The following is a 16,312-nucleotide window of genomic DNA, read 5'->3' as shown; positions in this document are numbered from 1 at the left end:
CATTCATATAATTTATTATGAATTTTCATTCTATCTACTAAATAGAATTGAAGTATCTGAATGTTAAACTACCAGGAGAATATTTCTCATAAAAATTTATCATACCATTAAAGGTAAGACTTCATATTTAATGCTGATTTAGTAGTTTTTATAAACACCTTCTACCGCGTAAATCAGTTTTCCACCTCCCTTTATAATTTACTTATTATATATGTGTAGTACTTTATTTGCTATGTCCTGACTTCACTACCCAATTTTCAATATTCCTCTGTCTTGCCCTAGCTATTGCTAAAGCATCTTTAGGAACCTCATTTGTAATTGTGGATCCAGCCGCAATATACGCATTGTCATTAACTTTTACAGGTGATACTAAATTAGTATTACACCCTATAAAGGCGTTATTACCTATTATAGTTTTGTATTTTGATTTACCATCATAGTTTACAACTACAGTCCCGCAACCAAAATTGCATCCACTGCCAACTTCTGCATCACCGATATACGTAAGATGGGATACCTTTGTATTGTCTCCAATAGTAGATTTTTTAATTTCTACAAAGTCTCCTATTCTAGCACGTTTACCAATAACGCTTTCTGGTCTAATGTATGCATAAGGCCCTACAGTTGTTTTTTCTCCTATTACACTTTCTAGTACTACGGAAGTTTGAATTGAAATTCCATTTTCAAGAATACTATTATAAATTCTATTATTAGGATACAAAATACATTCTTCTTTAATAATAGTCGTACCCTCAAGTACATTACCTGGGTATATAACAGTATCTTTCCCTATTTCAACTTCGCAATCAATATAAGTGCTGTTAGGGTCTATTATTGTAACCCCGTTTTCCATATGCTTTATATTAATTCTTTTTCTCATAATCTCCTGTGCATGTGCAAGTTCTACCTTAGAATTAACAGCAGTAATTTCGCCTGCTGGTACATCAAAAGCTCCAACCTTAAATCCCTGATTTTTTAATATTCCAATAGCATCCGTTAAATAATATTCCTCTTGAGCATTATTATTATTTAATTTATCTAAACTACTAAGTAGTTCTTCTATATTAAAGCAATACATACCTGAATTAATTTCATTAACTAATAATTCGTCTTCGCTGCAGTCTTTAAACTCAACTATTTTTTTAACTTCCCCATTTTCATTTCTAATTATTCTACCATACTTTGCAGGGTCGCTAATAGTTGAAGTTAATATAGTAGCTTTAAAATCACCTTTTTCATGAAAATCTAACATCTTCCTAACTGTATTTTCAGTAATTAGGGGACCATCTCCAACAAATATTGCTACTGTACCACTTTTCCCTTTTAGGAATTCATTAGCACACATTACTGCGTGTCCTGTTCCTAACTGCTCTTCTTGAATCGAATAATTAATATTTCTGCTCTCTGTTCCTTTTCTAACTTCTTCTGCTCCTTTTCCGATTACCACATCAACCATTTCAATATCTGCAGTCCTCATAACGTCAATAACATGGTTTATCATTTCTTTTCCACAAACCTTATGCATAACCTTAGGGAGATTAGAGTTCATCCTTTTTCCTTCACCTGCAGCTAATATTATAGCGCATTTATACAAATAAAACACCTCTTTATACAATAATTCGACATATTTACACATTTTATTTTATATTCACTTTAGTAAACTAATTTTTATATTATATTTTATATTATATTTTATATAATATTTAATTGCAACTAGCCTCAAGTGCTTTTCTGTATTTTTCTTCAAAAAATAAAAGGGGTTTCCCCCTTTTTATTTATACTTCTACATTTTCTATTACTGTCTCTGCTTCTTTTTCTATTACTCGATGTGCTGGTTCTTCATTTTTGACTTTCTCATACTCACCTAAAATAGCTGTTTGAATTTTCTCTCTTGTTTGAGTATTTATTGGGTGTGCTATGTCCTTGAATTCTCCATCTGGAGTTTTTCTACTTGGCATAGCAATAAAAAGTCCACTTTGTCCCTCTATAACCTTAATATCATGAACAACAAATTCATTGTCAAAAGTTATTGATACAATCGCTTTCATTTTACCTTCTGTAGCAATTTTTCTAATTCTAACGTCTGTAATTTCCATATACTCCACCTCCAAATTGCGTTATAATATTACTATTTCTCTATAACTTTGGATTTTCCTTCTTAAATTGTAAATAAATATTTAATTTTTAGAATATTACGCTTTTTCGAAGATTTTAGATGGAGTTAGTTCAGATTTACCTTCCTCATTTATTCCTTCAAACTGAATAATTGATATATACCCCTCTATTAATTTGTTACCGCTCTCAATATTATCAACGAGAACGCCAATCCCTAAAAGTTCACTTTCAAATTCCTTAAGCAAATTCATTATGCCTGTTGCAGTCCCTCCAGCTTTCATAAAATCATCTATAAAAATACATTTGCTGCCTTTTTTTATAGACTTTCTAGAAAGAGACATGGTTTGAATTCTGTTACTAGACCCAGAGACATAATTTATACTAACAGTACTTCCTTCAGTAACTTTAGGGTCGCGTCTTACTATAACTAATTGCACTCCAAGCATTTTTGCCACTTCATACGCTAGTGGTATGCCTTTTGTCTCAACAGTTACAACATAATTTATATCAAGCTTATTAAAGGCGGATGCCAGAATAACCCCTGCTTTATGCACTATTTCTGGATTATACATAATATCAGTCATATATATAAAATTCCCTGGAATCACTCTATCTTTTTGCGCTAAGATTTCACATAATTCTTCTGCAAATATATCACTTTCTTGTTTTGATACTCCGCAAATATATTTTACTCCACCAGCTGCTCCTGCTACAGTTTCTATTTTCCCCATAGAAAGATCGCTTAAAGTTTCACGAACAATAACAATATCTTCGCTAATTGTGGATTTAGCAGCATTAAATAGTTCTGTAAAAGTTTTCAGGTTAATTGTCTTATTAGGATTCTCTGTTAGTATTTTTGTAATTCCTGTAATTCTTTGATTTCTACTATACTTATTCATAATATCTCACCCATATTTTTATTTTTACGAATTTTAACTAGTAAAAAATAATCTATCATTCGTATTTTAATTGTAAATCTTTTTTATCTTTATTACAATGATTATATGAGTAATAAAAAAAAGTTTAACTTATTAGTAATTTTGTATATAATTAAGAAGTACATTCATCCATTTTCAATAATCAATAATTATGCAATTTGCATATACTATAATAATAATCATTTTTAAGGAGTTGATGTAATGTCTTTTGATTTTATAAAAGATATAAACAAGAAAATACATTTCATAGGAATTGGCGGCATAAGTATGAGTGGCCTAGCTGAAATACTTATAAGTAGCGGCTATAAGGTTTCCGGGTCTGATATGAAGTCATCTCATATAACAAACAAACTAAAAGAAAAGGGTGCTCAAATATATATAGGACATAATGGAGATAATATAAATGACGTAGATCTAGTTGTTTATACCGCTGCTATTTCATTTGATAATCCTGAGTACATTAAATCTAAGCAGTTAAATATACCTTTAATGGATAGAGCTGAATTTTTGGGTCATATTATGAAAGGTCATAAGTATAATGTAGCAGTAGCTGGCACTCACGGTAAAACTACTACAACCTCAATGCTCGCTCACATTGTTTTGAAAGAGGATATAGACCCAACAATACTTGTCGGTGGCGAATTAGATGCTATCGGTGGAAATGTTTTAGCTGGACATAGTGAATATTTCATTACAGAAGCCTGCGAATATAAAGCATCATTTTTAAAGTTTTTTCCTTATATAGGAACAATATTAAATATAGATGCAGATCATTTAGACTACTATAAAGACATAAATCACATTAAAGATACTTTTAAAAAATTCATAAATATTATACCTAAAGAAGGATACCTAGTAGCAAACATAGAAGATGAAAATGTTAAAACTGTCTTAAGCGAGGGTAATTATAGCTGCAACATACTCACTTATGGCTTAAATAGCGGAAGCCTCATGGCCAAAAATGTTAACTACAATGCACTCGGTTGTGCTACTTTTGATGTTCAAAAAGATGGTGAAACATTATTTCAGATAAATCTTAACGTTCCAGGGGAACATAATGTTCTAAATGCCCTTGCAAGTGTTGGCGCTGCACTAATTTTAGATTTCTCTAACGACTCAATCACTTCAGGCCTTTCAAGTTTCAAAGGTACACATAGAAGATTTGAGTTAAAAGGTACTAAAAATGGTGTTACTGTTATCGACGATTATGCTCATCATCCTACAGAAATTAAAGCAACCTTAAGTGCTGCAAGAAATTATCCTCATAATAAAATATATTGTGTTTTTCAGCCTCATACTTATTCAAGAACTTTAAGTTTATTTGAAGATTTCTCAAATTCTTTTTACGAGATGGATAATTTGATCTTAGCAGATATCTACGCAGCAAGAGAAAAGGACACTGGCATAGTAAGTTCGAATATGCTTGGAGATAGCATAAGAGATAAACATGTTAATTGTGTAAATATTCATAGTTTTGATGAAATAGTTGATTATCTTAACCTCAATTTAAAAGAAGGTGACTTACTACTTACAATGGGTGCAGGTGACGTTGTTAACGTTGGCGAAATGTACTTAAAATAAGATTATAAATATTTTTAAATATTGCATTGACAAACATTAATAAATAAAGTATTCTTAAAAAGTAATCATTTGAAAAAAAATAAATATTTTACATTTTGAAAAGGAGGTAGTAATTATGTTTAATAAAGAAATATCTACTAATGCTTATGTTAAATTTAATTTTATTATATCTAATGGCATTAATACGCCTAAAACTTTATATGATAGTCCTACCTTAATGAAAGTTATCTTTTCATAATTGTTTATAAATATTTAAACATTAAAGTATTTTTATGAAATTATAAACATTGGTCATGGACTGTAAGTCTATGACCTTTTTATATGAATCAACTAATTATGCATCTTTATTTCTTATGCATAATTAGTTTTTAAAAAGCCATGGATATTTCCATGGCTTTTTTCTGTTAATAAATTAAACCTAAATAAAATATATCGACCTTGAAGGAGGCATCGCTTAGATGAAACGACTCATAAAATATGTTTCAAATTATAAACTCTTTGTAATTATACCTGTTATAGCAATGTTAATTAGTATCGCACTAGACATGTTTAATCCCTATTTTATAAAAGTTATGATTGATAAAGTACTAGGTAATGGAGAATATAACCTTCTAACTTTTGTGTTAATATCTCTTACTGGAATTACTTGTGCTAGAGCAGTCCTTGGTTATATTAGAGAATATACCTTAGATTACTTGTCTTCTAGGATAAGTATAGATTTAAAAACTGACCTATTTAATCATATTCAAAGTCTGCCTTTTAAATATTTTGATAATATGAACACTGGTGAACTTATGTCAAGAATGGGTTCTGATGTGGATAATGTCTGGATGTCCATCGCTTTTGGTATAGGCCTTGCCATTGAACAAGTATTTTATTTTATAGTTGCCTCAATCATTATATTCCGAATGAACTGGGAACTTTCACTTGTGACTCTCATAACTATGCCAATTATTGGATATATAGCATTTAAGCTTGAAAAACAGGTTGGGGAAGCCTATGACAAAATAAGTGATCATAACGCAGTTTTGAATACTACCGCCCAAGAAAATATAGCTGGTGCAAGACTTGTAAAAGCTTTCGCTAGAGAAAAATATGAAACAACGAAGTTTTTTAATCATAATAGAAAAAATTATCGCCTTAATATGTCTCAAGCTAAGATTTGGAGCAAACACTTCCCTATGATAGACTTTTTATGCAATATTTCCGTTCTGTCCGTAGTTTGTGTTGGTGGACTACTAGTAATTAAAAATTCACTATCTATAGGTGAACTAGTGGCTTTTAGCCAATATGTATGGATGTTAATTTGGCCTATGAGGATGATAGGATGGCTTACAAATATCATAACTCAAGCTAATACTTCAGCAAAAAAAATATTTAATATAATTGATACAGAACCAGAAATCAAAGATAAAAATGATGCTATACCAATGCCTCAAATTAAAGGCCATATAAAATTTGAGAATGTGTATTTTAAATATAATGAAAACAATATATTAGAAAATATCAATTTAGATATACCAATTGGAAGTACTGTTGCAATAATGGGTACTACAGGTTCTGGTAAAAGTTCACTTATAAATCTTATAGGCAGATATTATGATATTTCAAAAGGCTCTATCACAATAGATGGTAATGATCTAAGAGATATACGTATAGCAGACCTGCGCAAAAAAATGTCCGTAGTTGCACAAGATACTTTCTTGTTTTCAGAAAGCATCTATGAAAATATACGGTTTGGAAAACAAGATGCAACCTTTGATGAAATAAAAAATGCCTGCAAAGATGCTTGCGCTGACGAATTCATTCAAAATCTTACTGAAGGCTATAACACAGTTATTGGTGAGAGGGGCCTGGGCCTCTCAGGTGGTGAAAAACAGAGACTTTCTATTGCGAGAGCACTAATTAAGGATTCCAGCATTTTAATACTTGATGATGCCTCGTCAGCACTTGATATGGAAACAGAATACAATCTATTAAAGAATCTTAACAAAAGAAAAAATAAGGCAACTACCTTTATAATCGCACATAGAATTTCTGCGGTTAAAAATGCTGATATAATACTATTTCTTGAGAATGGTCATATCATTGAAATGGGTAATCATAAGACATTACTTGAGAAAAAAGGGAACTACTATGAGGTTTTCACTCAACAATTCACAGATTTTATAGACCTAGAAGGGGTGATTATATAATGATTAAGAATTCAACTGGGCAAGATGAGAAGTTTAAAGAAGTATCTAAAGGTGCCTTAATAATAAGGATATTTAGTTATTTAAAACCTTATAAACTTAAGGTAGTTATAGTTATATTGCTAATGATCCTAGTAATGATTTGCTCCTTATTAAATCCATACATTTTAAAGGTAGCAATAGACAAATATATAGCTGCATCTAATATAGTGGGTCTAACGCAAATCGCTGCATTCATGATAGCTTTCAATATAGTATCCTTGATAGCATCCAGAATAAGATTTAATATGATGGCATCTGTTACAAACTCCGCACTTTTAGATATAAGGCAAGAATTATTTAGTCATATTCAGAAACTATCCCTTAACTTCTTCGATAACAGACCTGTAGGAAAAATACTTGCAAGGGTTATTGGCGATGTAAACTCGCTTCAAGATCTTTTTACTAGTAGCGTAACTAACTTAATACCCGAAATACTAACTCTAGTATTTGTAACAATTATTATGTTTTCTATGAATTTTAAACTGGCTCTTATTTCCGTATCTTTTTTACCAGTGTTAATTATCGGATTTTTTTGTATAGAAATATTTTCTAGAAAACGTTGGCAAGTATATAGATCAAAACGTTCTAATCTTAATGCCTATACCCACGAAGACTTTTCTGGAATAAGAATAGTTCAATCTTTTGCCTCAGAAGCTAATACTTCTAAAACTTTCGTAAACTATGTTAGAGGTATGATGGATTCCTTTATGCGTTCTGTAAGACTAAACGATATGTTTTGGCCGATGGTAGAATTATCCTGGGGAATTGGGAGTTTACTCGTATATTGGTACAGCGTTCCTCTTATTAAATCAAAAGCATTAACTATTGGTGAGCTTGTAGCTTTTACTGCTTATATTGCAATGTTTTGGAGACCTATTCAGAACATCAGTAATTTCTATAATTCATTAATAACGAATTTTGCTTCTGCCGAGCGAATTTTTGAAATACTAGATATTAAACCTAATATCTTATCAATTAATAATGCATTACAAATGCCTAAAATAAAGGGTGATGTTCAGTTTAAAAATGTAATGTTTAGTTATGATGATGGTGTTCCTATATTAAATAATGTTAACTTTAAAATAAAACCTGGCGAAACAGTAGCTTTAGTAGGTCCTACAGGTGCAGGTAAAACTACCATAATAAATTTGCTTAGCAGATTTTATGATGTTGATAGTGGTGAGATCTTAATTGATGGTAAAAATGTAACCCATGTTGACATAGAATCACTTCGAAGTCAAATGGGTATAATGCTACAAGATACCTTCCTATTTTCCACTACCATTATGGAGAATATACGTTACGGAAAATTAGATGCAACAGATGATGAGGTAATTGCTGCAGCAATTGCAGTTAATGCTGATTCATTTATCATGAAGCTCACGCATGCATATCAAACAGAGGTAAATGAACGAGGTGCTCGGCTTTCTGTTGGTGAAAGGCAGCTTATATCCTTTGCTCGCGCACTGCTTGCTAACCCAAGAATATTAATATTAGACGAAGCTACTTCGAATATTGATACCACTACAGAAAAGCTTGTACAAAAGGGGATTAAAAAACTCTTATTCGGTAGAACTTCCTTTGTTATAGCACATAGACTATCAACTATCAGAGATTGCGACAAAATAATGGTAATAGATGACGGTAGAATTATAGAGAGTGGAACTCATGAACAACTTATAATCCTAAAAGGATTATATTATAATCTCTATATGTCCCAGTATAAATTCTTAAATGAAGGGGCTTAAATGTTATTTTCTATTATATTTCATTAATAACTGACTGACTTCTTTGATATGTTCAGGTTCAATATGTTGAAAGAGAATATAGTACGGTTTTTTACCCACCGTTATTGTTATATTCTTTTTTGATAATTGAACCTTATTTATATCATTAAATATTATAACCTTACCCTTTGACGTAAAATTACTATTAAGTTCGAATCTATCCTTATCAAATACCAAATAATTTAAATTTTCTAATTTTCTAAGTTTTATAATAAAAGATATTGAAAATGTTATAGATATCAATGTTATTAACAAAAATATTGCTCCTATCCCATTTATTCCTTGAATAAATGCTCCAATAACTCCTATTATTAATGCAAAACTCATCAAAATACTAAACGCACCTTGCTTCATAGCTATCTTTTTCGTTAACTTACTAAACTTTATTTCTTTCAATTGATTCCCTCCTGGCGTATTTTAATATCAACAAAAAAATTTTTATTAATGACTTCAATAACTAAGCCACTATAATCTATTTCAAAGTTTGCCATAGTAGAGTGAATTCCACTATCACTTAAAAAATGAACTGTACATATGTTATTATCATCTTTAGTAGAAAATCTAATAAAGAGACTTCTAACTGATGGAAATTGTATTCTAGATTTTATATAACTAGGTAAGTTATATAAATATAAATTTACACATCGCAACTCCACATTAATTATTAAATCGATGTTATATTCATCTTTATTTATAGCTTTAACTTCAAAATCACTTACTATTTTCAAGTTACTTTTTTCATAATTCATATGTTCCTCCTAATGTAATACTTAAACATTAATATAATATTCAACATTAATATTATGCCATTTTATATGTTTCATTAGCAATCTAATTTCCTAAATTTATTTACGATTATTGAATATTATTAAGTTTTAAAATTATATAGTGTAAAAATATAAACTTTTGGTAATACTAAATACGAAAAAAATGTTTTGGAGGTATATGTTATGAAGAATTTTTTAATCTCTGCTATAGTAGATATAGTAATAATTTTCGCTTCATATTTCCTATTTAGAAGTGTTATAAGTGGACCAACTCGTCATAGATTATATGAAAAATTTATGAGTTCATTCGCAAAATATGTAATTATCATTTTTGTAGCTAGTGTACTCGTCACTTCGGTTACTGCTCTAGTTTTATACAAAACGCAATATATAGTTTACATTAACATTTTAGCTCCTGCCCTAGTATCTATACTCGTAGGTTTCGTTATGTCTACTGTACCTACTAGAGGCTCTGGTGATAAAGAAAAAGATGCTAGAAAATAGTAACGTTAACTTATTAATTTTACAAATGAGTATGCTAGTTTAAATCCGTATAACATTATAATTACTCCACATACTAAGTTTATTATTCTAAGAACTTTAATATCAAATTTCCCTTTAAATAATGAAGTGATTGTTGCAAGGGATAAAAACCAAATGAATGATGCTAAACATACCCCTACAATAAAATATTTCCCCATATATTGCGGTAACGTAGCTCTCATACCTCCAAGTAATAAAGATCCATCAATTATAGCTTGAAGATTTAACCAGGTTACTGCAAAACATGTCCAAATTATTGATATAAATGATCTGTTTATATCAATAGTTTCTTCAGTTTGAATTTTTGGTGATTTCATTACAAGTCCTGTTCCTATATATATTACTGCTATACTTCCTAATAAAAGGATAAATATTTTTAAAACCTTAAACCTCTCCATTAATACCCCTACGCCCATGTAACATGAAAGTGCAAGAGATATATCAAAAAATATGGTTATAAGTGCTACTTGATATGCTTTTAGCTTACTTTTATGTATAGCTGTATTTATTACAAATATATTCTGCATACCAATAGGCACAACGTAAGCAAATCCTAAAAGCAGACCATCCATTAAATATCTAAACATTTTTTCCTCCTAGCTCTTCACCAACTGGCAAACTGATTTTCTTCATAGAATTATAACTTATACAAATCATCCTGTATATACCTCATACATTTTGATTTTTCAAAAACACCCCAAAACTATTTTTTAAAAAAATTTTGTAAGTACTGTTGACATTTACTCATTTGTTTTATATAATAGATATTGTCTTCAATAAATGGAAATTATAATTTACAATTTTACATTTGTTATTTTTAAAAAACATTATGAATATTGTTGACAATTATGCATTTGTTTTGTATAATAAAACATGTCGTCGGGGTGTAGCGCAGCTGGGAGCGCGCGTGGTTTGGGACCATGAGGTCGCAGGTTCAATCCCTGTCACCCCGACCAAAAAGAGTTGTCTAATGACAACTCTTTTTTTATTTTAATTTTCTAAACCCTATAATGTATAAAATTAATTAATTTTGACAAAATATATAATGGTTTTCTATTTTATTGTTTTATGTTAATTCCAAGTAATTTATACTAATTTACAATACGTTTATATTAATATTATGCTAAAATTTACATATCTAATAACTAATTAGGAGTGATTATATTGAATAAAATGTATAATGAACTTTTTAAAACTCTTCTTAAATCATATTATGAAGATAATTTTGAAAATAAGGTACATGAATTATTGTCTAACGATGCTATTAATGAAATTGAGTTAAGTGCCACAATTTCTTCGCTTTGCGGAGTTGAAGTAGACTTTTCTACGAGTTATATAGAGGACTTAAGTAAAGCTATCAACTCTTATGAAACAAATCATAAAATTGTAAATAAAATAAAACATTGTACAATGGATTGTGTTGATAATAATGGAAAAACAATGTGTCAAGCTTCCTGCCCTTTTGATGCAATATTAATAGATAATAAAAATAATACTACTTATATAGATAATGATAAATGCACAGACTGTGGTTTTTGCGTAGAAGCCTGTCCAAATGGGGCCCTAATGGATAAAGTAGAATTTATTCCACTTGTAAATTTATTAAAAGGGAATTCCAAAGTAATCGCAACTGTAGCCCCTGCTATTACTGGTCAATTTGGAGAAAATGTTAATGTTGATAAACTTAGAACAGCTTTTAAGAAAATTGGGTTTGCCGATATGATTGAAGTTGCATTTTTTGCAGATATGCTTACATTAAAAGAAGCAGTAGAATTCGACGAACATGTTAAGACAAAAGATGATTTAATGCTTACCTCGTGCTGCTGTCCTATGTGGGTAGGAATGGTAAAGAGAGTTTACCATAGCCTAGTAAAGCATGTATCCCCCTCCGTATCCCCTATGATTGCTTCAGGTAGGGTTTTAAAAGAATTAAACCCTGACTGCAAAGTGGTCTTTGTAGGTCCGTGTATTGCAAAGAAAGGCGAGGCTAAGGATAAAGATTTAATAGGCGATATAGATTATGTACTTACCTTTGCAGAGCTTAAGGATATTTTTGATACATTAGATATTAATCCAGAAAATCTTGAAGAAGATGTATCAACTCAGTATGCTTCTAGAGGAGGAAGACTTTATGCTAGGACAGGCGGGGTATCTATAGCAATTGGAGAAGTAATAGAAAAACTATTCCCGGAAAAACACCATTTATTAAATGCTACTCAAGGTAATGGTGTAAAAGAATGTAAAGAACTACTTACTAAAGCTCAAAACGGAGACGTAAATGCTAATTTCATTGAAGGCATGGGTTGCGTTGGCGGCTGCGTTGGCGGTCCTAAAGCCCTGATTAATGCAAGTTTAGGTAAAGACAGAATTGATAAATTTGCAGAGGATTCAAAAATTAAAACATCTATGGATAGTGATTGTATGCAAGAAATACTAAGTAAAATTGGTATTAATTCTGCGGAAGATTTTAAAGATAAAAACAAGACCAAAATTTTCAACAGAGAGTTTTAGATAGTACTTTGGATACAAATATAAGTTAGAATATGATACAATAATCATTAACCAAGATAAATTTTTTAATTGTAGGGGAGGTTTTTATGAAATCATTGTTTAAATATATAAGTAATAAAGATATTAGCATACTTAGAATTATAAATAATTCTTGGAAGTGTAAATTCTTAGATATTATAATGCCCTGTATGACTTACTTAGGCTCCTTTACTTTTATGTTTATATTTTGTACTGGCGCCTTCCTACTTGACAGTACACCGCTACGTGCTATGGCTATTAAAGCTATGATTTCAATTACGATTAGTACTGGTATTGGTAAGATTCTAAAAGTAACTGTTACAAGATTAAGGCCTTTTATAAAGATTCCAAATTTAAATATAAAAAAAATAGGTATAGATAAATATTCTTTTCCATCAGGTCATACCACTGGTGCTTTTTCATTAGCTATTATAGTTGCTTTGTACTTCCCAATATTCGGATTTATTACTATACCCTTGGCAATATGTGTAGGACTTTCTAGGATCTATATAGGTGTTCATTATCCTACAGATGTTATTATGGGACTTATTATTGGAAGCACTTGTTCTTTACTTACTTACAAATTTTTTTAAGACGAATTAATAATACAAATATGTTTATATTAAGGGGTGATTGATTAAATGTTAACAAATATTAAAGCTGCTATTTTTGATTTAGATGGTACCCTAATTGATTCTATGTGGGTTTGGGGTAAAATAGATGAAAATTATTTTAAAAGCAGAAATATGGATCTACCTGAAAATCTAAAAACCCAAATAGAGCATCTTAGCTTTGATGAAACCGCTTCCTATTTTAAAAGTAATTTTGGTATCCTAGATACTATAGAAGAAATAAAAAAAGAGTGGAACGATATCGCATATGTTGAGTACAAGAACAATGTTACATTAAAGCCTGGCGTAATCGAATTTTTATCCCTACTAAAAAGTTTAAATATAAAGATTGGCCTTGCAACAAGTAATTGCAAACCTCTATTAGAAGTTGTACTTCATGCTAATAATATATACCACTATTTCGATAGCATAACATTAACGGATGAAGTATCTAGAGGGAAAAATTTTCCTGACGTATACTTACTTGCAGCTCAGAAATTGGGTGTAAATCCTGATGAATGTATTGTATTTGAGGACATACTCCCTGCAATTAAAGGAGCAAAAGCTGCTGGAATGAAGGTCGTAGGCGTTTATGATGATTTCTCTGCTAAGCAGAAAGAAGATATAATAAGTCATGCAGATAGATATATAACTCAATATCATGAATTGACCACAGCAATTTAAAACTCATGTTTAAACATGAGTTTTTTTATATGAATTTTTTTGTGTCCTTTGGAATACTATATACTAATATCAACTATATTACTAAGTCATTTTTATAAAGTATTAATTTACAAGGAGAGGTATTATTGCTTATTTTTTTATTTTCAATCGTTTTAATATGCTTTGGTGTGTATTATTACCTAATGGATGAAAAATTATCAACTCAAAAAACTCAAATAAAGGTTATCTCTAGGCAAAATAGAGATTTTAAATCCAAAATTTTGAATTCACGTAATGATGATGGACCTATAGTAATTAAATACAAACCTTCCCTTTTTAGCACTGGAACTACAAATGATAATTGTAATCTATATTTAAGCCCCTTGGAAAATTCTCCAGTTCTATCTAACGTAGCTAAAGACACTTTAGTAGAAATTCAAGATTCAGCAGAGATTTTTAATGCTTCATGGTATGAAATATCTATTAAATCTCAGACTAACATTAATAATAAAGGCTGGGTGAAAAAAGACATCCTAATTACTCCCGATGATACTGTTAATAACCAAGAGGAGCCTACTACTTAAATAAACAAAAGGCACATATATTTGCAAAATATGTGCCTTTTGTTTATATTTAATTTATACTACTTATTTATTTTTATTCTTTTTTTTATCATTTTTGGTTGTTTGATTGTTTTCCTTCTTCTCTTTTTCTTGTTGACTTCCCACAGAATGATCCTCTTTTTCTCCCATAGCATTTTACCTCCTATATTGAAATTTAATAGTACTGATCTACTATTATCTCCAATATTTAAATTAAAATGCTATATAATTAGCCTTTAGTTAACAATTTATTAAGGAAAAAGCTTTTTATAAACCTTATTCAAAAACGCATCTTCACTTATATTGATAGCATCTTTAGCAATATCTACTAACTTATCTTCTGATATTAATACATAATGTGTTTTCTCACTATCTGAATAAACCTCAATATTACCTGGTAAATTTGTGTCCATTAGTTTAAAATCAACACCATTTAAAATATGTTGCTTTAAAAATTTACCCTTATGCTCTTTAATTACCCAAGGATATTGACTTTGAAAAATGCTATAACTTAAACTATGCTCTTCATTATTGTTAAAATAATCAATGCTTTGAGCAAGTACACTATTATCCTGACTAATAGAAGGACTTACTTCATCATTCTCCTTATAACCAAAATCTACTAGTGTTAACTTAACTTTATCTGTTACTACTTTATTTATTACTACTTTATTTATTACTACTTTATTTATTACTCCTTTGTTTTGCTCAATAGCTGTAATACTACTAAAACCTAAATTACACATAATCATTAAAACTAAATATATTGAAACTAGATTACTACAAATAGTTATGGGCGTGTTAATGTTTTTTGAGAATGTTTTTCTATTATTAAATTTTTTAATAATAGAAAAAATTATTATAGGAACAAACACTACAATTAGTAAAGCAAAGTTGAGTTCCTTACTGCCTTCATTACCATAATCCGAAAATTTTAATAGCAATATAAGTATTATCAACCCATAGGATTTTATTAAAATATTTTTTATTGTTTTATTTTTATAGCTCGAATACAGAACTGATTTATTTTCTTTTAGCCGACCTTTTGATCTTATGGCCCAAAGAAAAAAAGGTATAATACCTGCAATGCTAATAAATAAAACGGAATACGCTGCAATACCAAACAATATCTGGGAATTAGATTCTATAGTAATGTCAAAATTGCCAGCAGGTCGTGTTATAAAATAATTAGATAAAAAAATAATTAAATAGTATAAAATCAGCTTTACCCAAGAATATAATGAAGCTTTGAAAACGGATTTAAACTTCTCCTCATCGCCAGTGTAAATAGAAGTCACACTCTTATAATCCACTGCATAAAATATTTGATTTACCCCATTCTGGCATATATATTCCCACCCTGCGGCCTGGCAATATTCTCTATATTTTAATGCCAAATCACTATCTATAGGACCAAAAATAGAAGCCTTTGGAATAACATCAACTGAATATTTTATATTTTGTGGTTCTATTTTTTTAAATTTAAAAAAATATCCTTTATTAGATTGTAATAACCATCCTTTTTCTGCCATTAATTCGAGGTATTCTTCCACTGCCAAGCATTCACGCGGTAAAAAATCAAAAAATGTTGTCTTTGTATTATTGCTCATAACTTCCCCTCCATAAATAATCGACCATCATTAACCATAATAATTAACCTTCCATACTCATCTTGAAGTGTTCTTTTTCCTTTATCTGTAATTATATAACTTCTTCTTCTACCTTCTACTTTTGTCTCTCTTATCATATCTTCCTTTTCAAACTTAGCGAGAAGTGCATAAAGCGTTCCGGGTCCAACCTTTATACGCCCCTTTGAAATATTAGCTACAGCTTCCATAATATCTACACCACACATCTCTTTAAGCAAGGACATCAATATATAATACATTGGTTCTGTTAAATTTTGAAACTGCTCTCTTGCCATATAAATCTCCTCTTTAAT

At 30.0% G+C, this 16,312-nt stretch carries 17 protein-coding genes and 1 tRNA gene; 10 read left to right on the top strand and 8 right to left on the bottom strand.

Annotated features, from left to right (window positions below):
* Nucleotides 1–223: 223 nt before the first annotated feature.
* The 3 genes from glmU to purR all read right to left on the bottom strand — a co-directional run bounded on the left by glmU (nucleotide 224) and on the right by purR (nucleotide 3,014).
* The gene (gene glmU / locus KPL55_RS03630; protein ID WP_216305354.1) at nucleotides 224–1,594 is read right to left on the bottom strand and encodes a bifunctional UDP-N-acetylglucosamine diphosphorylase/glucosamine-1-phosphate N-acetyltransferase GlmU; all 1,371 of its coding nucleotides are present in this window, start codon (nucleotides 1,592–1,594) and stop codon (nucleotides 224–226) included.
* A 181-nt stretch (nucleotides 1,595–1,775) separates the two neighbouring features.
* Nucleotides 1,776–2,096: a septation regulator SpoVG gene (gene spoVG / locus KPL55_RS03625; protein WP_216305353.1), complete on the bottom strand. Its 321-nt coding sequence runs from the start codon at nucleotides 2,094–2,096 to the stop codon at nucleotides 1,776–1,778.
* A 96-nt stretch (nucleotides 2,097–2,192) separates the two neighbouring features.
* On the bottom strand, nucleotides 2,193–3,014 hold the full coding sequence (gene purR, locus KPL55_RS03620) for a pur operon repressor (protein ID WP_216305352.1): 822 nt from the start codon (nucleotides 3,012–3,014) through the stop codon (nucleotides 2,193–2,195).
* A gap of 240 nt (nucleotides 3,015–3,254) precedes the next feature.
* On the opposite strand from purR, the gene murC reads away from it, so the two are divergent.
* From murC to KPL55_RS03605, 4 genes are all read left to right on the top strand, one after another.
* A complete protein-coding gene (gene murC, locus KPL55_RS03615) occupies nucleotides 3,255–4,634 on the top strand; it encodes a UDP-N-acetylmuramate--L-alanine ligase (RefSeq protein ID WP_216305351.1) in 1,380 nt (459 codons plus the stop codon).
* Between the two features lie 115 nt (nucleotides 4,635–4,749).
* Nucleotides 4,750–4,872 carry a hypothetical protein gene (locus tag KPL55_RS26265; protein ID WP_281418800.1) on the top strand — a complete coding sequence of 41 codons (123 nt, stop codon included), beginning with the start codon at nucleotides 4,750–4,752 and terminating at the stop codon, nucleotides 4,870–4,872.
* Nucleotides 4,873–5,092: 220 nt separating this feature from the next.
* On the top strand, nucleotides 5,093–6,829 hold the full coding sequence (locus KPL55_RS03610; RefSeq protein WP_216305350.1) for an ABC transporter ATP-binding protein: 1,737 nt from the start codon (nucleotides 5,093–5,095) through the stop codon (nucleotides 6,827–6,829).
* Nucleotides 6,829–8,616: an ABC transporter ATP-binding protein gene (locus KPL55_RS03605; protein ID WP_216305349.1), complete on the top strand. Its 1,788-nt coding sequence runs from the start codon at nucleotides 6,829–6,831 to the stop codon at nucleotides 8,614–8,616. The genes KPL55_RS03610 and KPL55_RS03605 overlap by 1 nt, the downstream gene beginning before the upstream one ends.
* Before the next feature lie 3 nt (nucleotides 8,617–8,619).
* On the opposite strand, the gene KPL55_RS03600 is transcribed toward KPL55_RS03605, so the two are convergent.
* Together KPL55_RS03600 and KPL55_RS03595 are read right to left on the bottom strand one after the other, a co-directional pair.
* Complete coding sequence (locus KPL55_RS03600) at nucleotides 8,620–9,051, bottom strand: hypothetical protein (protein ID WP_216305348.1); 432 nt, start codon at nucleotides 9,049–9,051, stop codon at nucleotides 8,620–8,622.
* A complete protein-coding gene (locus tag KPL55_RS03595; protein ID WP_216305347.1) occupies nucleotides 9,048–9,404 on the bottom strand; it encodes a hypothetical protein in 357 nt (118 codons plus the stop codon). Before KPL55_RS03595 ends, KPL55_RS03600 begins: the two co-directional genes overlap by 4 nt.
* Nucleotides 9,405–9,605: 201 nt before the next feature.
* On the opposite strand from KPL55_RS03595, the gene KPL55_RS03590 reads away from it, so the two are divergent.
* Nucleotides 9,606–9,926 carry a hypothetical protein gene (locus KPL55_RS03590; RefSeq protein WP_216305346.1) on the top strand — a complete coding sequence of 107 codons (321 nt, stop codon included), beginning with the start codon at nucleotides 9,606–9,608 and terminating at the stop codon, nucleotides 9,924–9,926.
* Nucleotides 9,927–9,931: 5 nt separating this feature from the next.
* On the opposite strand, the gene KPL55_RS03585 is transcribed toward KPL55_RS03590, so the two are convergent.
* Nucleotides 9,932–10,552 carry a LysE/ArgO family amino acid transporter gene (locus tag KPL55_RS03585; protein ID WP_216305345.1) on the bottom strand — a complete coding sequence of 207 codons (621 nt, stop codon included), beginning with the start codon at nucleotides 10,550–10,552 and terminating at the stop codon, nucleotides 9,932–9,934.
* A 293-nt stretch (nucleotides 10,553–10,845) separates the two neighbouring features.
* On the opposite strand from KPL55_RS03585, the gene KPL55_RS03580 reads away from it, so the two are divergent.
* From KPL55_RS03580 to KPL55_RS03560, 5 genes are all read left to right on the top strand, one after another.
* Nucleotides 10,846–10,921, top strand: a tRNA-Pro gene (locus KPL55_RS03580).
* A 208-nt stretch (nucleotides 10,922–11,129) separates the two neighbouring features.
* A complete protein-coding gene (locus KPL55_RS03575) occupies nucleotides 11,130–12,476 on the top strand; it encodes a [Fe-Fe] hydrogenase large subunit C-terminal domain-containing protein (RefSeq protein ID WP_216305344.1) in 1,347 nt (448 codons plus the stop codon).
* Nucleotides 12,477–12,562: 86 nt separating this feature from the next.
* On the top strand, nucleotides 12,563–13,087 hold the full coding sequence (locus KPL55_RS03570; RefSeq protein WP_216305343.1) for a phosphatase PAP2 family protein: 525 nt from the start codon (nucleotides 12,563–12,565) through the stop codon (nucleotides 13,085–13,087).
* A 48-nt stretch (nucleotides 13,088–13,135) separates the two neighbouring features.
* Nucleotides 13,136–13,789: an HAD family hydrolase gene (locus tag KPL55_RS03565; RefSeq protein WP_216305342.1), complete on the top strand. Its 654-nt coding sequence runs from the start codon at nucleotides 13,136–13,138 to the stop codon at nucleotides 13,787–13,789.
* Between the two features lie 125 nt (nucleotides 13,790–13,914).
* A complete protein-coding gene (locus tag KPL55_RS03560) occupies nucleotides 13,915–14,352 on the top strand; it encodes a hypothetical protein (protein ID WP_216305341.1) in 438 nt (145 codons plus the stop codon).
* A 269-nt stretch (nucleotides 14,353–14,621) separates the two neighbouring features.
* Here KPL55_RS03560 and KPL55_RS03555 read toward each other — a convergent pair whose 3' ends face one another.
* Together KPL55_RS03555 and KPL55_RS03550 are read right to left on the bottom strand one after the other, a co-directional pair.
* Nucleotides 14,622–15,980, bottom strand: a complete 1,359-nt coding sequence (locus tag KPL55_RS03555) for a DUF2812 domain-containing protein (RefSeq protein WP_216305340.1) — start codon at nucleotides 15,978–15,980, stop codon at nucleotides 14,622–14,624.
* Nucleotides 15,977–16,294, bottom strand: a complete 318-nt coding sequence (locus KPL55_RS03550; protein WP_216305339.1) for a PadR family transcriptional regulator — start codon at nucleotides 16,292–16,294, stop codon at nucleotides 15,977–15,979. The genes KPL55_RS03555 and KPL55_RS03550 overlap by 4 nt, the downstream gene beginning before the upstream one ends.
* Nucleotides 16,295–16,312 lie beyond the last annotated feature (18 nt).

The sequence above is a fragment of the Clostridium lacusfryxellense genome, from assembly GCF_018861735.1.
In the GTDB taxonomy this organism is placed as follows: Bacteria; Bacillota; Clostridia; order Clostridiales; family Clostridiaceae; genus Clostridium_AD; species Clostridium_AD lacusfryxellense.
Note: the sequence above shows the minus strand (reverse complement) of the source record. Positions and strands in the feature narration are given on the sequence as shown.